The following is a 23,482-nucleotide window of genomic DNA, read 5'->3' as shown; positions in this document are numbered from 1 at the left end:
ATCTAACACCCTCACTTATCAGCAGCCCTGTAATCCTAAGGCGCAATAAGTCAGTTAATTAAGCTAAAACTACCTTTCATAGCCCGGATAAATTTATATTGGCACAGCTCTTGAAACTGTATATTTGAATATATAACTACCGGTAATAACCCTGTATGTGTATGCCCGGCGTATCTGAGCCTGCCATTATGACGTTATTACCATACATAACAGGTGATTGATGAGTTTTGATCCATTCGATTTTAAGAATACCATGCCTTCTATTAACGAAGATTCCGAGTTTTTCCCCCTGATGTCGTCAGAGGATGAGGAGGAGATGAATAATGAGCAGGTACCCGATATTATTTCTATCCTTCCGCTGCGCAACACCGTGTTATTCCCGGGTGTTGTTATCCCTATTACTGTTGGTCGCGATAAATCCATCAAACTGATACGCGATGCCAATAAAGGCAGCCGCCTGATAGGTGTTGTTGCCCAGCAGGATGTAAGTATTGAAGACCCTACCTTTAACCAGCTTAACAAGGTTGGTACCATTGCACTTATCATAAAAATGCTGCAAATGCCCGATGGTAACACTACCGTGATACTGCAAGGCAAAAAGCGTTTTGTGTTGAAGGAAGAGGTACAAAGCGAGCCTTACATTAAGGCAACTATAGAACCTTTTAAAGAAGTTAAGGCCAAAGAAGATAAAGAATTTAAAGCCATGGTATCGTCCGTTAAAGACATGGCCATGAACATTATACAGCTATCGCCGAATATCCCCAGCGAGGCCGGCATAGCTATCCGTAATATCGAAAGCACATCTTTTCTGATCAATTTCATATCATCAAATATGAACGCTGATATGGCGGCTAAGCAGGCGTTATTACAAACTGCCAGCCTGCGCGACAGGATAAATATGGTGCTTGAACACCTTACGCTCGACCTGCAGATGCTGGAACTAAAAAACCAGATACAAACCAAGGTAAGGGTTGACCTTGACAAGCAGCAGCGAGATTATTTCCTTAACCAGCAGCTGAAAACCATACAGGAGGAACTTGGTGGCACATCGCCCGACCTGGAGATAGAAAACCTGCGCCAGCGCGCGCTAAAAAAGAAATGGGGCAAGGAAGTTAAAACCCATTTTGCCAAAGAGCTGGAAAAACTTACCCGCACCAATCCTGCCGCGGCAGATTATTCGGTGCAGATAAACTACCTTGAACTGTTGTTAGACCTGCCCTGGAACGAGTTCACTAAAGACAACTTTGACCTTAAACGCGCCCAAAAAATTTTAGATAAGGACCACTTTGGCCTTGATAAGGTCAAACAGCGCATAATTGAATACCTGGCTGTATTAAAGCTGAAGCATAATATGAAAGCCCCTATTCTTTGTTTGGTAGGCCCCCCGGGTGTTGGTAAAACATCGCTGGGCAAATCGATAGCAAAGGCATTGGGCCGTAAATATGTGCGTATGGCGCTTGGCGGCGTACGCGACGAAGCAGAGATCCGCGGGCACCGTAAAACTTATATTGGCGCTATGCCGGGCCGTATCATTCAATCGGTTAAAAAGGCCGGTGCGGCAAACCCCGTATTTATTTTAGATGAGATAGATAAAGTAAGCACCGATTTCCGTGGCGATCCTTCATCGGCTTTGCTTGAAGTGCTTGACCCTGAACAGAACAGTACTTTTTACGATAACTACGTTGAGGTTGATTTCGATCTCTCGAACGTAATGTTCATCGCTACTGCAAACTCGCTGAGCACCATACAGCCTGCTCTTTTGGACCGTATGGAGATTATCGAGGTGAACGGTTATACCATCGAAGAAAAAACAGAGATAGCAAAACGGCATTTATTACCCAAACAGCGCGAGGCCCACGGCCTTACCGCAAAAGATGTGGTCATAAAAAGCGATGTTATTGAAAAGCTGATAGAAGATTACACCCGCGAATCGGGGGTGCGCGCCCTGGAGAAAAGGATAGGTTCGGTTATACGGGGTGTGGCTAAAAATATAGCCATGGAAGAGCCGTACAACACCCTCGTCACCAAAAAGGAAGTTGAAAAGATACTTGGCCCGCCATTTTACGATAAAGACCTGTACGAAGGCAACGATACCGCGGGCGTGGTAACCGGCCTTGCGTGGACATCAGTTGGCGGAGACATTCTGTTTATTGAAGCCAGCTTGAGTCCGGGTAATGGCAAATTAACCCTTACCGGCAGTTTGGGCGATGTAATGAAGGAATCGGTGACAATTGCATTAGCTTATTTAAGGGCGCATGCCGCTGAATTTAACATTAATCCAAAGCTGTTTGAACAATGGGATGTGCATGTGCACGTACCGGCAGGCGCTACCCCAAAAGATGGCCCATCGGCAGGTGTTACCATGCTTACCGCGCTGGTATCGGCATTTACGCAACGTAAGGTAAAACCACACCTGGCCATGACGGGTGAGATAACCCTGCGCGGCCGTGTGTTGCCTGTTGGGGGTATAAAAGAAAAGATCCTGGCTGCAAAGCGTGCCAATATTAAAGAGATCATCCTGTGCAAATCAAACCAAAAGGATATCCTGGAAATCAAGGAAGATTATATTACCGATCTTAAATTCCATTACGTTACCGATATGCGCGAGGTGATAAACTTGGCACTGCTTGACGAAAAGGTTGCCGGTGCACTTGACTTAACGGTTAAGGAAAAAGATGCGCCAATCGTAGTTGTAAATTAAGCCATCCGCAACACCATAAAACAATAGCCGGCAGACCATTCTGCCGGCTATTTTGTTTAATATATTTTAAAGGATTTAACTTATAAATTAGTTTAACTTAAAATTTTATCTTCGGGCCAATTTTACACCCTTATATGTTTAAACCTTTCCGATTAAGCCTACTCGCATTACTATGCGCCGGCACCTTTACAGCCAGCGCTCAAAAAATATCACAGACAGATTCCGTTCAATCTGCTTACTTTACCAGACAAGCCAAAACCTTCTTTTTTGAGTTGCTCGGTCCCGGCGCTATCTATTCGGTTAACTATGATGTACGTTTCAAGAAGGAGCAGGACGGCTGGGGCGGACGAGCCGGAATAAGCTACTATGCCGATAATGGCGACCACCTGTTTACTTTACCTGTGGCAATAAATTACCTGGCAGGTAAACGCGGTAAATATTTTGAAGTTGGCGCAGGTGTCACTTACTATAACGTGAACACCAACGATGTTTTTTTCAGCACACAGTATGAAGATGTTTATTTTAGCGACGGCACTTATTACACCAAAAGCAAAAACCACAACGGAATAATCGGAACGCTAAATTTCGGTTACCGTTATCAACCTGTGGACGGAGGCTTTTCGTTCAGGGCGGGTGTGAGCCCGGTTATTACATCCGAGCAGTTCTTACCCTACTGGCCGTATGTGAGCTTTGGCTACGCGTTTTAAAAAAAAGCAGCGATAATATCGCTGCTTTTTTTACATTAGCGCACCTTTAATCCTAAAATGAAGAAAAAATTTCTTTTGTTAGCCGCTGCTGTTTTAACCGGCATTGGCTCATACGCCCAAAACCGCAGCAACGAAATTGGCTTTCAATCAGACAACGATTCTTTCCTGGGCCAGGGGTCTGACAGGTATTACACCAATGGCTTTTTTCTTAATTATCGCCACGCGATTGATTTTAGCAAAATGAAGCGCCACGACGATATTGCGAATTACATAGCCGGGTATGAGATCGGTCAAAAGATCTATAATGCGCAATCAGGCCAATTACCTTCCGCGAGCGAAATAGACAGGCCAGTTGCAGGTTACCTATACTTTGGTATATCCGGAAATATCATCTATAAAAACGAAACCTCGATAAAATTAACTGCGCGGGTGGGTATTGTAGGTCCGGCAGCAGGCGGCTACGCTATCCAGAAATTCATCCACAATACCTTTGGTTTTTACGAGCTTAATACCTGGCAGTATCAGGTTCGTAACGCCCCGCAACTGAACCTTAATTTCGAGGTTAATAAATTACTTGCACGCAACTCATGGGCCGATATTAGTTATGCGGGCTATGTTAATGTAGGTACAGGTTTTAATGCTGCAGGCATTGGGCCAATGCTGCGTTTGGGTAATTTTAACCAGCTGTTTCAATCGGTTAGTACGCAAAGCACGGTTAGCAAAAACACCAGTACCCCGCTTTTGCATAACAACGAATTGTTTTTTTACTACAAACCGCAAATTAACGGCGTTTTATACGATGCTACCGTACAAGGCAACATATTTAAGGACCACCCCGAACCAGGCACCCAGGAGATAGTGGGCGATATTAACCACGTTGTTTTTAGCAATCAATTGGGTGTGGCATTTACCACCAGCAGGTTTGTGTTTGATATCGGTGCGGTCATTAATACCCGCGAGGTGAAGCAGATGGTTAAAAGCACCCACCAGTGGGGTTCGGTAAGTGTGTTGTACCGCTTTAATTAGTCCATAGTCAATGGTTGATAGTCCATAGTTAAGGGCATAAATTCACACTATGGACTATCGACTATGACAATTATATTCTCACCAATAATCAAAATCCCTTTTACGGTCAGCTTTTTTGGCTGATTGTATCTTTTTGTTGCCAAGCCGGGCAAGCTTTGCCGCCTTGCTGATCTTTGATGCCTTGCGCGCTTTGGGTTTGTGCAGCGCGTTGGTTAGCAATATTACCAGCCGTTCAATGGCTATCTCTTTATTAAGGTACTGGCTGCGCTCTTCATCGCATATCACCTGCACCAGGCCATCCTTGTTAAAACGTGTTTGCAGCTTTTCGTTCAGTAATAACTTTTCTTCATCACTAAACAAGGCCGAGCTGTTGATATCAAAAAGCAACTCCACCTTGGTAGAAACCTTGTTTACGTTTTGCCCGCCCTTGCCCCCGCTGCGCGATGTTTTGTAGGAAACCTCCTTTTGCAGGTCGGCCTTATTTAAGTTCATGGCGGCAAAGATAGTGAATGGTTGATTGGGTTGATTGGTGAGTAGTTAATTTTCAACTCAATCAACCACTTAACCATTCGTCAAAAAACCGTAACTTCGTTACCTGATGAGCAACAATATCATAGTAGCCATTGATGGCTATTCATCATGCGGTAAAAGCACCCTGGCCAAGGCATTGGCTAAAAAGTTACAATACATATATGTGGATAGCGGCGCCATGTACCGTGCAGTAGCCCTGTATTTTTTACGGAACAACATTGATACGCATAACCACGCGCAGATAGAGGAAGCATTGAACAATATCCATCTTAATTTCCACTCGCGCGATTACGAAACCCACATTACACTGAACGGCGAGGAAGTTTCGGACGAGATACGCCAGATGCCTGTATCAGAAAAGGTAAGCGAGGTATCGGCGCTTAAAGAAGTGCGCCGCGAAATGGTAAAGCAGCAGCAGCGTATGGGTAAATCAAAAAACATTGTGATGGACGGCCGCGACATTGGCACCGCCGTTTTCCCCGATGCGCCTATAAAAATATTTATGACCGCCGACCCGGCCGTACGCGCCAAACGCCGTTATGACGAGATCCATACAAAAAACCCAGGGATCACATTAGAAGAAATATTTGAGAACATCGCCCACCGCGATTACCAGGATACCACCCGCGAGGAAAGCCCTCTGGTACGTGCCAGGGATGCCATTATACTGGATAATACCAACCTTACCCCCGATGAGCAGCTGCAGTTTGCACTGGATAAGGTGGAGAAGTTGAAGTCGTAAGTTTTTAGTCTAAAGTCACAAAAAGAACGTCCTTAAAAGACACGAAACAATCTCTTCAGAACAATTGTACACTTTGCATAAAGGATTTGCTTGAAGAGATTGCTTCGTACCTCGCAATGACGCGTGGCGAAGTCACTCTCCCGATCTTACTGCTTTCACGCCAAACCTGTTTAAAAAGTCAACACCTTCGTCGCTGGCGAGGCCTTTGTATTGGGCGTAAGATTTGTCGAAATAAACTTGTTTTATCCCTGCAGAAAATATAAGTCTTGCGCATGGCAGGCATGGCGATAATGTGGTGTATAATGTAGCGCCTTCAAGGTTAGCGCCATTTTTTACAGCATACAGAATAGCGTTCTCCTCGGCATGCAGGGCAAGCGAGCAGCTGCCCTTAGAATCGCGTGCGCAACCCTGACCAGGCCATTCTTCATCGCAGTTGTGGGTACCCGCAGGCGGGCCGTTATACCCTATGGATATAATGCGGGTGTCTTTAGCCAAAACGGCACCGACCTGTGCCTTAACGCAGTGCGAGCGTTTGGCCAGGTCGGTTGCCAGGTTCATGAAGATATTTTCGAAACTTGGTTTATCCATAGTTAATTAGAGATAAGAGATTAGAGGTTAGTGAAGAAAACTAATCTCTGATCACTAATCTCTAATCACTAATATTAGTGTCCTCCTGATGCTTCCATATTATCTACATCAATACCTTGTTTCTTTAACTCAGATCCGGCCTTCCATGCGAAGAACGCAAGGTAAGCAAAGCCTATAACAGGGATAATGTACGATTGGTGAATGCCGCTGGTATCTGCAAGAATACCTTGTACCGGGGGAATTATGGAGCCGCCCAGGATCATCATAATTAAAAATGCCGAACCCTGGCTGGTGTATTTACCTAAGCCGGTAACTGACAACGAGAAGATAGATGGCCACATGATAGAGCAGCATAAGCCACCGCTGATAAACGCAAAGATGGCCACCATGCCAGTTGTTAGTAAACCTGTTATCATAAATATAGCGCCCAGTATGCCAAACAGGGCCAATGTGCGTACCGGCTTTTGGTTGCCAATAAGGAAGCCTATTACCAATACAGCAACACAACCCGCATAAGGTAATAAGGTGGTTACATCTGTACCTCCAATATGATTAACGATCATAACCACTGCAAACGCTATAAACGGAACAATTACAGTAAGAACAAACTTAACGGTTTTTGTAAGCTGAAAAGCAGCTATAGCGCCTGTCCATCGGCCAATCATCAGGCTACCCCAATAAAGCGATATGAACGGTGCAATAGTATCCGGTGTGTAGTTACCAAACGCGGGGGTTTCCAGTAAGGCACCCATATTACTCTGGATGGTAACTTCGACGCCTACATAGGTAAATATGGCAAGCATACCTAATATTAACTGTGGGTATTGCATAGCGCCCCAACCCTCTTTGTGCTTGCTACTTACAGATACGGTAGTAAACAGGGTTATGAGGATGATGGCCAGCGAGGCATACACAAAGTAAGATTTTGCAATGCCGGTAGCATCTGTAAGCGGCTGCGCGGCCAATATCAGCAGGAAAGCGATAAATATGATTCCCAATGGCCTGTTAGCTTTACTGCTCGATTCGATTTTTTCATCGCTGGTTACGCTTGGTAACTTTGATACCCAAAAGAATATAGCTACGGCAATAAACAGTCCTGCAAGTATATAATAAAGATTATTTACTGATGATATTTTAACATCCGCAGCGGGGATTTTAGCTGTAGCCGATCCAAACAGCACAAAGCCGACGATAATTGGGCCTAAAATACTACCGAAGTTATTTACACCACCGGCAAAGTTTAAACGGTGGGTACCGGTTTCGGCACTGCCTAAGGCTACCACAAAAGGGTTGGCAGCGGTTTGCTGTAAAGAGAAACCCAAAGCAATTACAAAGAAAGTGAACAATATGAAGGCGAATGAGCCTGAATTAATTGCCGGGATCATGATCAATGCGCCAACGGCCGAAATCAACAACCCATAAATGATACCGTTTTTGTACCCTATCTTGTTCAGGATATCTACCTTAGTTGCCGAAGACGCAAAATAAAGTATCAACGAGCCGATGAAATAGCCACCGTAAAAAGTAAAATCGATCAATTGCGATTCGAATTGTGTTAAGCTAAAATGCGCTTTACAAAAAGGTATGAATATTCCGTTCGAAGCTGCTAAAAAGCCCCAAAAGAAAAATACTGTTACCAGCGTATACAACGCCGATCCATTACTCTTCGAGTGTGTTTTTTCCATCGTTTAATTAAGATTATACTATTGGTGTGTTTGAAGCACTAAACATAAATCAAATTTTATAATTATGGCTATAATTTTTTCAAAATATAAATCACAACATTAAGTTTTTGTTGTTTAACAGATAAAAGTTGCATATTAGTGTCCTGATTTTTTACCTGTATGATTTACGCAGGACATATAAGCCTATATAATGATAGAAGCCATTATTTCGGGAATTGGATTTGGATTAGTGCTCACGTTTATAACAGGCCCGGTCTTTTTTGCTTTAATAAAAACCAGTATAGAAAAAGGCTTTCATGCCGGCATATCGCTTGCCCTTGGTGTGGTAATGAGCGATATGGTGTTTGTTGGCGCCATACTTTACGGTTCGCAATATTTTGAGGTTTCCGCTCATGATAAAACCATTGCAGGCATTATCGGTAGTGTCATCTTATTCACTATCGGCATTTATTACATCTTTAAAAAGGCCGATGTTGATTACAAAAACACTATTCCAAAGAAAATAAACCATGCGGGTTACTTTTTTAAAGGTTTTGTGATGTGCATTTTCAACCCTACCGTGCTGCTACACTGGACGGTGGTTATCGGTGTGGCCAGTACGCAGTTTCATGCGGGTGTGCACCACCGTACCGCTAAAATAGCGATAATGTTTCTTACCATATTGATTATCCAATTCGGCCTTGATACAGTAAAAGCCTTCTACGCAAACAAACTTCGCGAAAAAATATCGCCGAAATTTATACATCGCTTAAATGAGGTTGCCGGCATAGCGCTTATCATCGCCTCGCTGGTGTTGATAGACAGGTTGGTTACCCATTTCATATTTTCGGCACCGGCGGTTAGTTGAGCAACCATTCCGGAGCTAAAGACGAGAAGTATCGCATCTCTACGGAAAGCATCTAGCAAACAAAAAAGAGCGATAGAAAACCCATCGCTCTTTATATTGATTAGATCGGGACTGCTCTCCAATCTCTATTCTCTAATCACCAGATTTACATATATGCCCTCTGGTTATTCCCTTCCATCCAGTTAACAAAGGCGCGGTTTACCACCTTATTACCACCCGGGGTTGGGTAATTACCGCTAAAGTACCAGTCGCCGGTATGGTCGGGGCAAGCTATGTGCAGGTTATCAAGCGTTTGATAAAGCACCTCTACTTTGGCCTTAATATTTGGCGGGGTGATGATCTTAGCAATACGGTCGGATATTTCCTGGTCGGTAAATGGCGCGTAGATAGCCTTTACGTAGTTCTCTACTTCCTCTTTGGCAAGCTTAGAGCTATCCTTACATTTTTGGTAAACCTCAACAATGATATTTTCCTTACCCTGCTCTTTTAACAGGCTTATAGCAGCCTCAAAAGCCACAAATTCGCCCATGCGCGACATATCAATGCCATAGCAATCCGGGTAACGAATTTGCGGTGCCGACGATACCACTACAACCTTTTTAGGGCCAAGGCGGTCAAGTATTTTTAATATGCTTTGTTTTAACGTAGTACCACGCACTATCGAATCATCTAACACCACCAGGGTATCGGCGTCTTTATTAATAAGGCCGTAAGTGGTGTCATAAACGTGGGCAACCATTTCGCTGCGGTCGGCATCCTGGGTAATAAAGGTTCGCAGCTTAACGTCTTTTATGGCTATCTTTTCAACCCTCGGGGCAAGCGCCAAAACTTCAGAAAGTTCTTCTTCGCTTATCTTATCCTCGCGGTTCAGCAGCCTGTCGCGCTGGTATTGCTTTATGTACTTGTGCACCCCCTCTACCATCCCGTAAAAAGCAACTTCGGCGGTGTTTGGTATGTAAGAGAATACGGTATTTTTAACATCGTTATTTACCGAATCCAATATTTGCGGGCAAAGCAGCCTGCCTAATTGTTTACGCTCTTTATAAATAGAAGCATCGCTGCCGCGCGAAAAATAGATCCGTTCGAATGAGCATGATTTTTTTTCCAACGGTTCGCTAAACATGCTCTCGGTTATCGTACCGTTCTTTTTTACAATAAGGGCGTGGCCGGGCTTTATCTCACGAATATCCTCAATAGGGATATTGAACGCGGTTTGAATAGCGGGGCGCTCAGATGCGGCAACCACTATCTCATCATTATAATAATAAAACGCAGGGCGTATGCCAACCGGGTCGCGCATTACAAATGCGTCGCCGTGGCCCATTATACCGGCAATGGTATAACCGCCATCCCAGTTCTTAGCCGATTTGGTAAGTATCTTGGCTACGTCAAGGTCGTTGGCTATCATTTTACTGATCTCCATGTTGTCATTCACACCCTCGCGTTTGTACTGGTCAAACAACCCCTGATTTTCAGTATCAAGGAAGTGTCCGATCTTCTCAAGCACGGTAACGGTGTCAGCCTTTTCTTTAGGATGCTGCCCCAGGTCGTAAAGTTGCTGCAACAGTTCATCAACATTTGTCATGTTGAAGTTACCGGCAATAACCAGGTTGCGGGTCATCCAGTTGTTCTGCCTTAGAAAAGGGTGGCAGTTCTCGATACTGTTTTTACCATGCGTACCATAACGCAAATGGCCCAATAACACTTCGCCGGTAAAGCTTATATGTTCTTTGAGCCATTCGGTGTCAGCCATTTTTTCAGGCGTTTCCTTTTGTATCTCAGCAAATTTTTTCTGAATATACTCAAAGATGTCGGCCACAGCGTTCGACGCCATTGACCGGTGCCTGCTAATGTACCGTTTGCCAGGCTCGATATCCAGTTTAATGGTGGCAACACCCGCGCCGTCTTGCCCGCGATTGTGCTGTTTTTCCATTAAAAGGTAAAGCTTGTTTAAACCGTACAGCGCAGTGCCGTACTTTTTCTGATAGTAAGAGAGTGGCTTTAGTAAGCGGATAAATGCCACACCGCATTCATGTTTAATCTGATCGCTCATGATTGGTAATGAGCATGCAAAGGTAAAATTTTATCTTATATTGTGTTTAAACATATTGTCATTAGTTAGTATTTTTTGCGATGTGGAAAATCAGCGCGTACCTGATACAATTTTAACATTTTATAATGCCCAGGCATCTCAAATTTTGACACTATTGCAGAAACCTTAAATTTGAACAGATCAATTATCTGCATTATGAAAAAATTGTTTTTTGGCGTAGCTACGCTTTACGCCTTAGCTACCGTTTCCTGCTCGTCTCAAAAGGCAAAGCCGCTGTTTGACATGCCGATGGGTGTTCAGGCATATACTTACCGCGCCAGTTTCCCTAATGGCGTTGCTACCACACTTGATACCGTTAAAGCTTTGGGCATTACCGAAATGGAAGGCCCAAACCCTAAAAATATCAGTCCCGGGGAGTTTAAAAAAATGCTTGACGACCGCGGCATCAGTATGCCGTCCATCGGGCTTGATTATAATATTATTGCCACCAACCCGCAGGAAGCTGTACGGCTTGCCAAAATATTCGGATCTAAATACGTAATGGTGGCCTGGATACCTCATGGCGATACTTTTACTATTGATGACGCCAAAAAAGCCGTTGCAGACTTTAACGCCGGCGGCAAAGTGCTGCAGGAAAACGGCATCACCTTATGCTACCATAATCATGGCTATGAATTTGGAAAGTATGAAGACGGTACCCTGTTTGATTATATCGCCAAAAATACAGACCCAAAATATGTATCGTTTGAACTGGATATGCTTTGGGCATTCCATGGAGGTGCAGACCCGGCCGCGCTGCTGCTGAAATACCCAACCCGCTGGAAGCTAATGCACCTGAAAGATATCCGCAAGGGTATAGCTAACGACCTGACCGGCGGCACCGATATTAAAAACGATGTAGCTTTGGGAACAGGCCAGATAAACGTACCCGAAGTGATAAAAACGGCAAAAAAAGTAGGCGTTGAACATTATTTTATTGAAGACGAAAGCCCGGACCACGCCGCGCAAATCCCCGAGACTATTAAATACCTTAAAAGTTTGTAATAAAATGTAACGAAAAGCTGGCTAACTGTTAAATTTACGTGCATGAAAATAGCACTTGCCTCTCCCCCGTTCCCAACATCAATAGCTGATGGATTAGCCGTTACCGAAAAGTTGGTTAAGGACGCGGCACAGCGAGGCGCGGCAATAATTTGCTTCCCCGAAACATTTATACCAGGCTATCCGCTGGCAGATGTTGAAGTGCCAAAAGCTTCGCCCGATGAATTGCAGGCTGCTTTAAATAACGTTTGCCAAATAGCTGCTGATAACCATATAGCTGTAATTATGCCGATGGATTGGTATGATAACGGCAAATTTTTAAACGTTGCGCAAGTAATATCCGCAGAAGGCAAAGTATTGGGCTATCAAACAAAAAACCAGTTGGACCCATCTGAAGACGCGGTTTGGACACCCGGCACAGAACGAAAGCTGTTTGAAGTGGGCGGCTTAAGGTTTGGTATCACCATTTGCCATGAAGGTTTCCGCTATCCCGAATCGGTTCGCTGGGCCGCACGCGAAGGCGCACAGGTAGTTTTTCACCCGCACCTTACCGGCAGCGATATAAAAGGCAAACAAATATCCCAATGGTGCCACAGCAGCAGCCCGTATTACGAAAAGGCCATGATGATGCGTGCATTAGAAAACACTATTTATTTTGCCAGTGTGGGCTATACCATGAAATATCAGGAGTCAACCAGTTCCATCATAGCGCCGGATGGCGTATGCGCTGCCTATCAGCCTTACGGCGAAGCCGGCGTTATTGTGGCGGATATTGATACTGAAAAAGCTACCGGTTATTTAGCAAAAAGATTTAAGCCGGAATTGTATGATTAATCTCTAACCACGTCATTGCGAGGAACGAAGCAATCTTCGATAGCAAGTCGCGAATCCTTCTTTAAATCATCTTAAGAAATTCATAAAGCTGAATTCTGATGCTTGGCTGCATAAACCATTCCATATATTATATAACATATTACAGAAAGTACTGCGTGAGTAATAGTTAGGATGATTAGCCATATTGCGATCTCCTCACTTTCGCCGCCGGCCAAACTGCTAATATAGACCCATCCAAATAAATTGTAAAGCGACATGATAGCAGTGCTGATTAAAAACACTTTGCTTCCCCTCATGTCGCGGGTTACATAGCCTATAACAGTAACCATAAGGAAAATCACCAATAAAATTATAGCTAACATCATTCCTTATTTACTAAATCCAACCATTTTGTGCAGCATATCCGGGTCATAGACCTTGCCACCTTTTATCACTACCTTGACGTTACGTACACTGCTGATGTTGGTTAAAGGGTTGCCGTCTACAATAATAATATCAGCATTTTTGCCCACTGTTACTGATCCTGTTTGCTTATCAAGCCCCATCACGGTTGCCGGAGTAATAGTACCGGTTTTAAGCGCTTGTGCGGGGGTTAGGCCTGCTTCTACGTACAATTCCAACTCGCGGTCAACACTAAACCCCGGGAACCCCATATCGGTACCTGCTACTATCGGAACACCGGCATCATAAAGTTTTTTTACTATCATTTTCATGCTTTTAAGCATGGGCGCGATCCTTTCAACCGTAGCCGAGTCTTCGCCGTACGTCCTGAACTGGGTTTGTAATGGCAGGGGCAGGGTATTAAACGCAGGCTCCAGCTTAGTTATATCTTCCTTAACATTGCGGTACGCCAGTTCATAAACGCCAACGGTTGGGTCAATAACGGTGTTATGGTCTTTTATAAATTTAATTGCCGCTATGCTTACGCTGTCGTCAAAATTCACCGAGCGGTCTTTGTTCTTTTTCATGATGCTGTACACATATTGTACGTGGTTCACCATGTTCATACCCGAATCAACACCAGCCATCAGGGTCATACCGTTAGGGATATGCCCGGTAACGGTCAGCCCTAATTTGTGCGCTTCGTCGCATATTGCCTTAACAATAGCAGGCTTGGTTGAGCTGTAAATTTTTATCTGTGAAAAACCTTTTGCCTTGTAAATATCCACCGCCTTTATAGCCTCCTCTTTTGTATCTGCCTGGATGATACCCAAAGCCATAGGGCCCTTGCCATCGATAATACCGGCCATCAATATCTTGGGGCCAATACCTTTGCCGCTGTCTATAGCTTGTTGTATAGCATCAATAAACCCAAGTTCGTTACCACAATCGCGTACGGTAGTTACACCTGCCGCCAGGTAGGCCGGCCCCCATTCGGTTTGTTCAAAGTGAGCATGCATATCCCATAAACCTGGCATAATAGTTTTGCCCGCTGCATTAATAACCTGTGCGCCTTTAGGTATTGGCGCAGCGGCCGATCTGTTGATGCTGACGATCTTACCGTTACGTATTATTAGAACGCCATTAGGAATAGCCCGTCCGGTTTCCACATCAATTATATTGCCACCCTTAATGGCTATCGTTCCTGCCGGTGTGTTATTGGAAGGTGCTGCCTTGGCAAAAGCTTCCATTCCATATCCTGCTGCGCGTTTTATTAGTTCGGGCAACAGTGGCTCATACTGCTCGCGCATCATTTCGGTTTTATCACCCTCGGCGTCTATAGTAAGGATGCAAACCAACTTGCCGGCGTTATCCGTCCACACCAGTTCGTTGCCCCATATCAACCCGCTGATCGTATAGCGTTTAAAGGCAATCGGTTTCCCGTTGAACATGAGCTGATCAACTCCTGTGTTTTTGATCTGTAAAGCTCCAAAAGGCAGGGTATTGATGCTTGCTGGCTGCTTTTTGTTGTTCCAGTATTGCAGCAAGACCTGTTGTACAGTGGCAGGCGAATAGCCCGTTACGGGAAACGTGAAGCCGCTGATGTTTTTTTTGTAGATTGAATCGCTGACCCGGATATCAGCTACATTCCCCCTGATCTTTATAGAATCGTTTATAACCGAAAACCTGGAAGTATTGCCTTTAACAAATAGTTCAATAGGGTCGGCAACGGGGTTTACCGTTAGTGTAGCTTTTAGAGGTACAGGGCTGCCCCTGTCGATAAATTTAAAATCAACCACATACTTCTTAGCGTCCTTATAATTATAAACCTTGTACGTTTCCTTGCCAATATGCTGCTCGAATTTATGCAGCAGGAATACGCCACTATCGGCAGGCATATCCTGGGCGTGAACTTGTGTTAGGGCAATAAAAAAAACGATACAGGTTAAAATACGTTTCATGATGCGGGTTTATGTTATTCAAATATAAAATAAATTGCACCGCGAAAAACCGGTATTATATTATCCTTTACACCTTATTTTACTGCAACAGGACGCAGCCCGGTTTATTGATTGCTTTGTCATCTACAACTTTTCCCCGTGCTGGCTGATATCTAACCCTAATTCTTCTTCTTCTTTTGATACCCGTAACGGCGATATCATGTCGGTGATCTTTAGCAATAATACCGATCCAAAAAACGAGAATAGGGATGTAGCCACCAGTGCCAGTAACTGTACCAGGAACAAATGCGTGTGACCGAAAAACAGGCCTTCGCCGGTTGTATTGTTGGGGTTAACATTTTGGCTGGCAAAAACACCGGTTAGCAGCATGCCCACCATACCGCCCACACCGTGGCACGGAAATACATCTAAGGTATCATCAATTGAGGTACGCGTGCGCCACTCAACCACCAGGTTACTAACCACTGCCGATATAATACCTATGGCCAACGAGTGCGGCACACTTACAAAACCTGCTGCCGGTGTTATGGCAACCAAACCAACCACCGCGCCGATACAGGTACCCATAGCCGATGGCTTGCGGCCCCGAAGCATATCAAAAAATATCCAGGTAACACCCGCTGCTGCAGATGCGGTTGTGCTGGTGGCCAGCGCAGTAACCGCTAAATGGTTGGCTCCGAATGCTGAGCCCGCGTTAAAACCGAACCAGCCAAACCATAATAAGCCGGTGCCTATCATTACATAAGTGATTCGCGCCGGGGCGTGGTTAGCCTCGTTACGTCGCTTTAAAAATAAGGCCGATGCCAGCGCCGCCCATCCGGCCGACATGTGTACTACCGTACCACCTGCAAAATCCAGCACGCCTAATTTGGATAATATGCCATCGGGGTGCCAGGTTGCATGGGCAAGCGGCGAAAAAATGAATATGGAAAACAGTACCAAAAATATAATGTACGAGTTGAACCGGATACGCTCTGCAAAGGCGCCGGTTATCAGCGCAGGGGTAATAATGGCAAACTTTAACTGGTACATTGCAAACAGCAATAAGGGGATGGTAGGCGCTAACTTCCAGCTGGCGTTGCCCAGCATGCCCTTCATCATAAAATAGGTAGATGGATTGCCTATTACCCCTCCTATGCTATCGCCGAAGGCTAAACTAAAGCCAAATATTCCCCAAAGCACCGTAATGATCACCATACAAACAATACTTTGCAACATTGTAGAAATAACGTTCTTTTTATTGACCATTCCGCCGTAAAAAAAGGCAAGTCCGGGTGTCATTATCAAAACAAGGGCAGTTGACATCAGCATCCATGCAATATCACCTGTATTAAAGTTGGTTTTTACTGTTTTATCGTACTCAACAGAAGGGAAAACAAATGTTAATGTTAAAATAACCAGAATTACAAAAAAGGGAACGTAGCGTTTCATATCAAATTAAAACCATTTAGTTTAAACGGGTTTAATTTATAAATTTTTTATCCGAAAATTTTATAAAAATTGAATGTATTACAATAATTTAATCAACAAATCAGGAAATATGCCTAATATTATTAACAAAATTGCAATTATTGAAGAAATCACGAGCAGATTGTTGGAATATGAAGAGTTTTTTTTGTCAATCTCGGCGCTTTTTAAGAATAAGTTGAGGGGTATTTTAATATAGTAAAATAAACCGACCACAGTTGTTACCGCTCCGGTAATTAGCAAAGCCATCAACCATACATCGTTCGCTTGCTGATAAATGTCATACACAGCCGAGAATATATACACTTTGCCTATAAAGCCTGCGCTAACAGGTATCCCTGTTAAAGATATCAATACGATAACAAAGCAAACCGAGGCCAGCGGATATTTAAAGCCCAGGCCTTTATAATCGCTCATATTGGTTATACCTTCGTTATTTTCAAAGTAATTGGCCAGCATAAGGGCAGCAATGTTGGCCAAACTGTAAGCCAGCAGGTAATAGCTTAAGGCGGTAAGGCCCTCGCCGCTAAAGGTAATTACTGCCATTAAGGCAAACCCGGTATGCCCAATTCCCGAATACGCGAGCATCCGTTTAACACTGTTTTGCCAAACCGCAGCAAAATTACCCGTTACCATGGTGACTATACCAATCGCCGCCAGCACAGTCCTGAAATTAAGTCCGGTCCAATTGATGTACATTCCGCTGGAACTAATGAACGGTGTGATGAAATTCACCAGTAAGGCAAAGGCGGCTATTTTTGGCAAGGTAGAAAGGTAAGCGGTAACCGGTGTAGCGGCGCCTTCATAAACATCGGGCACGTAAAAGTGCGCGGGTACAAGCGATAGCTTAAACCCGATACCAAGTAATAATAGCACCAGAGCAAACGACACACTTAAATGGTTGGTTTGTATCAGACCCTGCTGCATCTCGCGCGAAAAGATATCCAGCGAGCCACTGAAAGCATAAAGCAGCGAAATGCCATACAACATTACCGCAGACGCTGCCGCCCCAAAAAGCACATATTTTAAACCTGCCTCGGTACTTTTAGCATTACCGGTATGGTATGCAGCCAGCAGGTATGAGGCTATAGAGACCATTTCGATAGCCAAGTAGACTGACAGCAGGTTCACAGCCATTACCATTAAATGCAGGCCCAGTACCGAACCTATTACAATGCTGTACAGGTCTGACAAGCCTTTTTTATGCTGCTTAAGCTTATCGTCCCAGGCAAAAAACAACAGTAATATGAAGGCCAGCGCGTCAATGATCAGCTTAAATATAATACCGGGATGGTGCAGCAACAGCATATCGCCAAAAAACCGCGCGGTTTCGTTTGTCTGGAGGCTTACGTTCTGACTAACCACCTGCACAAACACCAGCGCCATCCCGCCGATCGCTATTATACGGCACAACGTTGCCGACCTCTTACCAAATAAAAGATCTGTTACCAGCACCACAATAAACAATGCGGTTAAATACAGCTCGGGCACAAAAAAGTGCAAGCCGCGTAATACATCATTTAACTGGGTAGTAATATCGGGTAACAGATCCTTCATTTATTATTGTTAACGTAAAACGTTTTGAGTGTAAGCAACCACGGCCAATACCGAATCGTTTATTTTACCCAGCACCAGCGATGGCATAATGCCCAGGGCCAGCGCAATAAGCGCCAGCGGCAGTAAAGTTGCCGTTTCGCGCAGGTTGATATCGGTTAATGCAGCCTTCCAGCTATCACCGCCTTTTAGGGATAGGCCGCCAAAGAACATGCGCTGCAATGTCCACAGGAAATAAGCGGCACTCAACAAAATACCTACCGAACCGCAAACCGCCATCCAGTAAGGCAGCAGGCCATTAACCGAGTGTGATTTGAACGCACCAGCCAGCGAGAAGGCTTCGGCTACAAAAGCAGAAAAACCCGGTAAACCCAGCGATGCGAAAAATGCTATCATGATATAAACCGTATAGCGCGGCATTAATGTGCCTAATCCACGGAAATTGTAGATATCCCTGTCGTGCACGCGGTTGTATATAATGCCCACCAGGAAGAACAGCATGGTTGATAAAAACCCGTGACTAACCATTTGCAGCACTGCGCCGCTGATGCCCTCGGCGGTGTTAGAGGCAATGCCCAATAACACAAACCCCATGTGCGATACCGAGGAATAAGCTATCATACGTTTCAGATCGCGCTGGGCAAGGGCGTTGAATGCACCGTATAAAATGGATATTACTCCAAGCAACCCAAGCCAAAATGCGCTGGTAAAGGCAACATCAGGAAAGATACCGATGCAAATGCGGATAATACCATAACCACCTATTTTTAACAAGATCCCGGCAAGGATAATAGATACAGGGGTAGGCGCCTCTACGTGGGCATCGGGCAGCCAGGTGTGCAGGGGCACAACCGGTACTTTAATGGCAAAGGCTATAAACAATACCACAAAGCCGACCGTACGCGCGGGCATCCCCAATATGGTAGCGTGACTTAACACCGAGAACACCGAACCTTCGATATAGTTAGCCGGGTTCATCATGTGGATGATGTTGAAGGTGTGGTTACCCGTGGCCGGGTCAGTAACCGACAGGTATAAACCCACCATTACCAACAGCATAAATACGGAGCCGAACAGCGTGTAGAGGAAAAATTTGATTGCTGCGTATTCGCGCCTTACGCCGCCCCACATTCCTATCAGGAAGTATAAGGGTAGCAGCATCAGCTCGTAAAAGGTATAAAAGAGGAAGAAATCCAACGCGCAGAATACGCCAATTACGGCCATATCCAATAGCAGGAATAGCGCGAAAAACCCTTTCAAATTACTTTTTATTTCCCAGGACGCTATGGCGGCTATCACCATCACCAGCGATGTCATCACCAATAACGTAACCGATATACCATCAATCCCCACAAAATATTCTATCTGCATTTTGCCTATACTGCCCAGGTTAAGGCTTATCCACGGCAGTTTCTGCACAAACTGAAACTGCCCCTCGTTGCTGATGCCCGCATGCGCCGCCCCGGTTTGGAAGTGCATATAAATGTATATGCTGAAACACAGCTGCAAAAAGGTTGCAAATAGGGTAATGTATTTGAAACTCGCGCGCAGCGATGATGGCAGCAGCAAAATTACCAGGCCAAATAAAATAGGTGTAAAAATGAGCAGGGTTAATATATTCATCAGGTCCAGATCAGTTTTAATATAAATACGGTGATAAGCACTAACAACATGCTGTATAAATAATATTGAATTTTACCTCCCTGAAACCGACGCGCAAAACCGCCAATGCCGTATACAATATCGGCAATCAGGTGCAATATGCCATCAACTATATACCTGTCGAGCCAGGCGGCGATAGCGGCAAGGGCGATACCTGCTTTTTCCAGCAGAGCAACCAAGCCATCCACCACTTTCCGGTCGAACCAGTACGAAGCCTTGCTGAGCCACATCACAAAGCGAACGATAACACGGTTATAAAATACATCTATATACCACTCGTTGAACGAGATGCGGAACAGTAGCCCCGTTTGCGGGAATGACCAGGTATTGCGTTTTACATAAATAGCATAAGCTGCATAAATTACCACCACGCTTAAAATATTTACCAGTACGGGAATAATGTAATGGTACATGTTTTCGCGGGCTAAAAAGTTTGCCTGCAAAAACCCTTTGTATAGCCAGGCGTCTTCATAAAAAACCGGGCTGTATGAAAACACCGGGAATAAGCAGCAAATGGCTAAAAATACCAACGGCAGTTTGTATTGCCAGCCACCATCGCCCATGTGGATATGGATATGCGGATTCATTTTTTGCAGGCGGAACTCTCCGAAGAAAACTTTCACAATAAGCCTCGCCACGTAAAACGCGGTTAGCCAACTGGTGAACAGCGCCGCGTAAGGCACTAGCTTTAAAACGCCGGATTTGTTATCCGCCCAATCAAAAGCCTGTATCAGGATACCATCTTTTGACAGATATCCCGAGGTAAGCGGCAACCCTACAAGCGCCAGGCCGCCAATCAGGGCAGCGATAAAGGTTAAGGGCAATTTTTTGCGCAGGCCGCCCATATGCAGGATATTTTGCGGATCGATATCGAGGTTGTTATCGTCCTTGATATGTTTTACCTGGTGGATAACGATACCCGCTACCAGGAACAGCAAGCATTTAAAGAAAGCATGCGTTGCTAAGTGGAACAGCGATGAAGAATAAGCCCCAACACCCATTGCCATCACCATAAAGCCAAGCTGCGAAATGGTAGAATATGCCAGGATGCGCTTTAGATCGTTTTGTGTTAGGGCGATAGTTGCCGCCATGAAAGCGGTAAAGCAGCCAACTATAGCCAGTATAGTTAGTTCGGTTCCGTTAAACATGGGGTAAAACCTGCCTAACAAAAATACGCCTGCCGCCACCATGGTTGCTGCGTGGATAAGCGCCGATACCGATGTAGGGCCTTCCATCGCGTCGGGCAGCCAGGTGTGTAAGGGGAACTGCGCTGACTTAGCTGCAACAGCTAAAAATATTCCACCAACTGCGATATACTGCCACAGGGCCGGGATGCTGCCGATGGCAGACGTCCATTCGCCATTGGTAATATTGGATAAGGAGATCAATCCTTTGTTGCCAAACAGGGTTTCAAGGTCAAATGTATCGAACTGGGTGTACAGGATGATAATGGCTACCAGCAAACCGATATCCCCTATCCTGTTCATGATAAAGGCTTTTTTATTGGCGATGATGGCACTCTGGCGGGTAAACCAAAAACCAATGAGCAGGTACGAGGAAAAGCCCACCAGCTCCCAAAAGGCATATAGCAGTATCAGGTTATCAACCACCACTAAAGCCAGCATACTAAAGCAAAACAGACTTAAATAACGGAAGTAACGGCTGTATCCGTCGTCATCCTTCATGTAAGCGGTAGAGTAAATGTGCACCGGCAACGCGATAACCGATACCAGCAACAGCATCAACACCGAAAGGTTATTGAGCAATATACCTGCCTGTACCTTAGTAGCGCCGATGGTAAACCAAACCTGTTGCGCATGGATGGTAGGGTTATTCCAAACATTAAAAAACACACTACCGGCCAGTACCGTGCTTGCCAGTATGGCCACCGTAGATATCCAGCCCGAAGCCTTGCTTTTACCTAACAGTAAAAAATTTACCACAAAGGCAGTAAAAGGCAACACCACTGCAATAATTGCAAGGGTTACGGTTTGCGCATCTTTATATGGCAGGGTTGGGTTCAATTTTCCGATTGGTTTAGTTCAATGGTTACTTTGGCAGGCGTACGGTTTTTGCGTTTACCGCCCGGCGGAGTAAAACTTACCGATTTAACACCTGCGTTGTACACATTTAGTAATTTGATCAGGTCTTCTTCTTTACCGCCAGTCAGCGTTGTGCCATCGCCCAATAGATAAAGCACACCGTTATCATTCCCCCTGCGGCTCCTGATATAGGTTTTGTAGGCTTTTGACAGGGTGCCGAATTTCCATTGGTAGAGCTTTTTGCCGTAGACTTTAGTAGTTACGCTTATGGTGGTGTCATTGTCTTTAGCGCCTGAAAATTTAGGCTCTATCAGCGTATCAATACTCAATATCTTTTTAGGGTCAAGGTCCTCAACATTTCCATAGGTAACTTCCTCGTTAAACAGGAAAGATTTTTTTACAGTCGGCGGCTTGGGTAATGGCAAGGCGTTGTTACTCAAATTAGCAGGCAGCTGCTGTCTTGTTTTAATAATAATAGCGCCCGCAGCGGCTTTAGGCCCATACATTATCCTGGCGCCTTTACGCTTTATTACCGATACATCTATAATATCGTCTACATTCAGGTCTTGCAGCCTGCCGTTGTAAACGGTGTCGTTTATCAGCACAAAAGGTTTTTCGAGTTCTTCGGGCGGGTCGGTAAATACAATTCTTTTGTCGGCCCCCATAGCTACATATTGAAAATCAGGTTCCGTCTTCTCAATCGCTCTATGCCGTACCGAGCGCTTAGCCGTACGCCTAACCTTCTTTTTCGTACGCTTTTTATGTTGGGCAAACGCACCAACAGAAAGCAGTATAAGCAGTATTAAAAGGAGCTTTTTCATTGATCTTTTAACTGGTTTATCCTGTCGGGATCGATGGTTTTGTACCGCCGGTATACATTTAGTATAATAGCCAGCGCTACCGCTGTTGTAGCAGCGGCAAGCACAATGGCAAACAGCGCGAACATTTGGCCGCCATTGTTGGTACGGTCATATTTGCCAAAAGCCACCAGGTTTAATATGGCGGCATTCAGCATCAGTTCAATCCCTATCAAAATTTGTATGGTGTTTTTTTTTGATACGATAATGAACAGGCCCGTGCAAAACAGCACCACGCTCACTATCATAAAATCGCTTAGGTTGATCATGCTTCGGCTGCCTCCTTTCGCGACAGGTGGGCTGCACCCACAAGGGCTATCATCAACAATATAGATACTACCTCAAAAGGCAGCAAATAGCGTGTCATTAAATTTACGCCGATGTTATTAATACCGCTACCATTAACGGGCACTACATTTTTACCGGCTATGGCAGCCTTTACCCAGGGCAGGTTATTTACATCGGCTTTAAATATTACGTTTAGCATCACTATCAAAAACAAGGAGGCCAAAAATAAGGCAGGTATATTTTTCAGGCTGATGAACTTACCCGGATGTTTTTCGGCGGCAACCAGCGCTTCCCTGCCCGATAGCATAAAAGCGAATAATATCAGTACCAAAATACCCCCAACGTATATTACTATCTGGGTAACAGCCACAAAATCGGCCAGGGCCAGCACATATAAGCCAGCCAAGCCAAACAGCGTTACAAAAAACATAAATATACTGCGCACCAGGTTTTTGCCGGCGGCAACTACCAGCGCCGAACCCAATGTTATAAATGCCATTACATAAAACATCACC

19 protein-coding genes are annotated in these 23,482 nt (G+C 44.8%); 7 read left to right on the top strand and 12 right to left on the bottom strand.

The genetic code is table 11. The annotated features are described in order from the left end of the window. Positions 1-220: 220 nt before the first annotated feature. From lon to GWR56_RS11485, 3 genes are all read left to right on the top strand, one after another. On the top strand, positions 221-2,701 hold the full coding sequence (gene lon / locus GWR56_RS11495) for an endopeptidase La (protein WP_370463748.1): 2,481 nt from the start codon (positions 221-223) through the stop codon (positions 2,699-2,701). A 134-nt stretch (positions 2,702-2,835) separates the two neighbouring features. Beyond that, the gene (locus tag GWR56_RS11490; protein WP_162431383.1) at positions 2,836-3,408 is read left to right on the top strand and encodes a hypothetical protein; all 573 of its coding nucleotides are present in this window, start codon (positions 2,836-2,838) and stop codon (positions 3,406-3,408) included. Positions 3,409-3,465: 57 nt separating this feature from the next. After that, positions 3,466-4,434, top strand: a complete 969-nt coding sequence (locus GWR56_RS11485) for a lipid A deacylase LpxR family protein (RefSeq protein WP_162431382.1) — start codon at positions 3,466-3,468, stop codon at positions 4,432-4,434. A 78-nt stretch (positions 4,435-4,512) separates the two neighbouring features. Here GWR56_RS11485 and arfB read toward each other — a convergent pair whose 3' ends face one another. Then, positions 4,513-4,926: an alternative ribosome rescue aminoacyl-tRNA hydrolase ArfB gene (gene arfB, locus GWR56_RS11480; RefSeq protein ID WP_162431381.1), complete on the bottom strand. Its 414-nt coding sequence runs from the start codon at positions 4,924-4,926 to the stop codon at positions 4,513-4,515. Positions 4,927-5,032: 106 nt separating this feature from the next. Between arfB and cmk the strand changes: the two genes are divergently transcribed. Next, positions 5,033-5,707: a (d)CMP kinase gene (gene cmk, locus GWR56_RS11475; RefSeq protein WP_162431380.1), complete on the top strand. Its 675-nt coding sequence runs from the start codon at positions 5,033-5,035 to the stop codon at positions 5,705-5,707. A 132-nt stretch (positions 5,708-5,839) separates the two neighbouring features. Here cmk and GWR56_RS11470 read toward each other — a convergent pair whose 3' ends face one another. Further along, positions 5,840-6,295, bottom strand: a complete 456-nt coding sequence (locus GWR56_RS11470; RefSeq protein ID WP_162431379.1) for a dCMP deaminase family protein — start codon at positions 6,293-6,295, stop codon at positions 5,840-5,842. Between the two features lie 74 nt (positions 6,296-6,369). After that, positions 6,370-7,980 carry a sugar MFS transporter gene (locus tag GWR56_RS11465; RefSeq protein ID WP_162431378.1) on the bottom strand — a complete coding sequence of 537 codons (1,611 nt, stop codon included), beginning with the start codon at positions 7,978-7,980 and terminating at the stop codon, positions 6,370-6,372. A 190-nt stretch (positions 7,981-8,170) separates the two neighbouring features. Here GWR56_RS11465 and GWR56_RS11460 point away from each other — a divergent pair, with 190 nt between their 5' ends. Further along, positions 8,171-8,827, top strand: a complete 657-nt coding sequence (locus tag GWR56_RS11460; RefSeq protein ID WP_162431377.1) for a LysE family translocator — start codon at positions 8,171-8,173, stop codon at positions 8,825-8,827. Positions 8,828-8,972: 145 nt separating this feature from the next. Here the strand turns inward: GWR56_RS11460 and GWR56_RS11455 are convergent, their stop codons facing one another. Continuing rightward, positions 8,973-10,880 (bottom strand): class II glutamine amidotransferase, encoded by a 1,908-nt coding sequence (locus GWR56_RS11455; RefSeq protein ID WP_162431376.1) that lies wholly within the window; start codon positions 10,878-10,880, stop codon positions 8,973-8,975. Between the two features lie 195 nt (positions 10,881-11,075). Here GWR56_RS11455 and GWR56_RS11450 point away from each other — a divergent pair, with 195 nt between their 5' ends. Both GWR56_RS11450 and GWR56_RS11445 read left to right on the top strand, forming a co-directional pair. Next, positions 11,076-11,924, top strand: a complete 849-nt coding sequence (locus GWR56_RS11450) for a sugar phosphate isomerase/epimerase (protein ID WP_162431375.1) — start codon at positions 11,076-11,078, stop codon at positions 11,922-11,924. Positions 11,925-11,966: 42 nt separating this feature from the next. Continuing rightward, on the top strand, positions 11,967-12,755 hold the full coding sequence (locus GWR56_RS11445; RefSeq protein ID WP_162431374.1) for a carbon-nitrogen hydrolase family protein: 789 nt from the start codon (positions 11,967-11,969) through the stop codon (positions 12,753-12,755). A gap of 368 nt (positions 12,756-13,123) precedes the next feature. Here the strand turns inward: GWR56_RS11445 and GWR56_RS11440 are convergent, their stop codons facing one another. The 8 genes from GWR56_RS11440 to GWR56_RS11405 form a co-directional block, all read right to left on the bottom strand. Then, a complete protein-coding gene (locus GWR56_RS11440) occupies positions 13,124-15,097 on the bottom strand; it encodes an amidohydrolase family protein (protein WP_162431373.1) in 1,974 nt (657 codons plus the stop codon). A gap of 123 nt (positions 15,098-15,220) precedes the next feature. Continuing rightward, complete coding sequence (locus GWR56_RS11435) at positions 15,221-16,528, bottom strand: ammonium transporter (RefSeq protein WP_162431372.1); 1,308 nt, start codon at positions 16,526-16,528, stop codon at positions 15,221-15,223. Positions 16,529-16,606: 78 nt separating this feature from the next. Then, positions 16,607-18,121: an NADH-quinone oxidoreductase subunit N gene (locus GWR56_RS11430; RefSeq protein ID WP_162431371.1), complete on the bottom strand. Its 1,515-nt coding sequence runs from the start codon at positions 18,119-18,121 to the stop codon at positions 16,607-16,609. A gap of 9 nt (positions 18,122-18,130) precedes the next feature. Next, on the bottom strand, positions 18,131-19,741 hold the full coding sequence (locus GWR56_RS11425; protein ID WP_162431370.1) for a NuoM family protein: 1,611 nt from the start codon (positions 19,739-19,741) through the stop codon (positions 18,131-18,133). Then, positions 19,741-21,804 carry an NADH-quinone oxidoreductase subunit L gene (locus GWR56_RS11420; protein ID WP_238395218.1) on the bottom strand — a complete coding sequence of 688 codons (2,064 nt, stop codon included), beginning with the start codon at positions 21,802-21,804 and terminating at the stop codon, positions 19,741-19,743. The genes GWR56_RS11425 and GWR56_RS11420 overlap by 1 nt, the downstream gene beginning before the upstream one ends. Continuing rightward, entirely contained in the window at positions 21,801-22,643 is an 843-nt protein-coding gene (locus tag GWR56_RS11415; protein WP_162431369.1) for a hypothetical protein, read from the bottom strand. Before GWR56_RS11415 ends, GWR56_RS11420 begins: the two co-directional genes overlap by 4 nt. Continuing rightward, positions 22,640-22,948 carry an NADH-quinone oxidoreductase subunit NuoK gene (gene nuoK / locus GWR56_RS11410; protein WP_162431368.1) on the bottom strand — a complete coding sequence of 103 codons (309 nt, stop codon included), beginning with the start codon at positions 22,946-22,948 and terminating at the stop codon, positions 22,640-22,642. Before nuoK ends, GWR56_RS11415 begins: the two co-directional genes overlap by 4 nt. Next, positions 22,945-23,466 (bottom strand): NADH-quinone oxidoreductase subunit J, encoded by a 522-nt coding sequence (locus GWR56_RS11405; RefSeq protein ID WP_238395217.1) that lies wholly within the window; start codon positions 23,464-23,466, stop codon positions 22,945-22,947. Before GWR56_RS11405 ends, nuoK begins: the two co-directional genes overlap by 4 nt. Positions 23,467-23,482: the final 16 nt, after the last annotated feature.

Source organism: Mucilaginibacter sp. 14171R-50 (assembly GCF_010093045.1).
Lineage (GTDB): Bacteria > Bacteroidota > Bacteroidia > Sphingobacteriales > Sphingobacteriaceae > Mucilaginibacter.
Note: the sequence above shows the minus strand (reverse complement) of the source record. Positions and strands in the feature narration are given on the sequence as shown.

Bases quoted from the DNA above. Each gene is read 5' to 3' on its own strand.
- cmk (WP_162431380.1), top strand. From the start codon at position 5,033: ATGAGCAACAATATCATAGTAGCCATTGATGGCTATTCATCATGCGGT.
- GWR56_RS11450 (WP_162431375.1), top strand. From the start codon at position 11,076: ATGAAAAAATTGTTTTTTGGCGTAGCTACGCTTTACGCCTTAGCTACC.
- lon (WP_370463748.1), top strand. From the start codon at position 221: ATGAGTTTTGATCCATTCGATTTTAAGAATACCATGCCTTCTATTAAC.
- GWR56_RS11415 (WP_162431369.1), bottom strand. From the start codon at position 22,643: ATGAAAAAGCTCCTTTTAATACTGCTTATACTGCTTTCTGTTGGTGCG.
- GWR56_RS11425 (WP_162431370.1), bottom strand. From the start codon at position 19,741: ATGAATATATTAACCCTGCTCATTTTTACACCTATTTTATTTGGCCTG.
- nuoK (WP_162431368.1), bottom strand. From the start codon at position 22,948: ATGATCAACCTAAGCGATTTTATGATAGTGAGCGTGGTGCTGTTTTGC.
- GWR56_RS11430 (WP_162431371.1), bottom strand. From the start codon at position 18,121: ATGAAGGATCTGTTACCCGATATTACTACCCAGTTAAATGATGTATTA.
- GWR56_RS11485 (WP_162431382.1), top strand. From the start codon at position 3,466: ATGAAGAAAAAATTTCTTTTGTTAGCCGCTGCTGTTTTAACCGGCATT.
- GWR56_RS11455 (WP_162431376.1), bottom strand. From the start codon at position 10,880: ATGAGCGATCAGATTAAACATGAATGCGGTGTGGCATTTATCCGCTTA.
- GWR56_RS11445 (WP_162431374.1), top strand. From the start codon at position 11,967: ATGAAAATAGCACTTGCCTCTCCCCCGTTCCCAACATCAATAGCTGAT.
- GWR56_RS11440 (WP_162431373.1), bottom strand. From the start codon at position 15,097: ATGAAACGTATTTTAACCTGTATCGTTTTTTTTATTGCCCTAACACAA.
- GWR56_RS11470 (WP_162431379.1), bottom strand. From the start codon at position 6,295: ATGGATAAACCAAGTTTCGAAAATATCTTCATGAACCTGGCAACCGAC.
- GWR56_RS11490 (WP_162431383.1), top strand. From the start codon at position 2,836: ATGTTTAAACCTTTCCGATTAAGCCTACTCGCATTACTATGCGCCGGC.
- GWR56_RS11435 (WP_162431372.1), bottom strand. From the start codon at position 16,528: ATGAAACGCTACGTTCCCTTTTTTGTAATTCTGGTTATTTTAACATTA.
- GWR56_RS11460 (WP_162431377.1), top strand. From the start codon at position 8,171: ATGATAGAAGCCATTATTTCGGGAATTGGATTTGGATTAGTGCTCACG.
- GWR56_RS11405 (WP_238395217.1), bottom strand. From the start codon at position 23,466: ATGGCATTTATAACATTGGGTTCGGCGCTGGTAGTTGCCGCCGGCAAA.
- arfB (WP_162431381.1), bottom strand. From the start codon at position 4,926: ATGAACTTAAATAAGGCCGACCTGCAAAAGGAGGTTTCCTACAAAACA.
- GWR56_RS11465 (WP_162431378.1), bottom strand. From the start codon at position 7,980: ATGGAAAAAACACACTCGAAGAGTAATGGATCGGCGTTGTATACGCTG.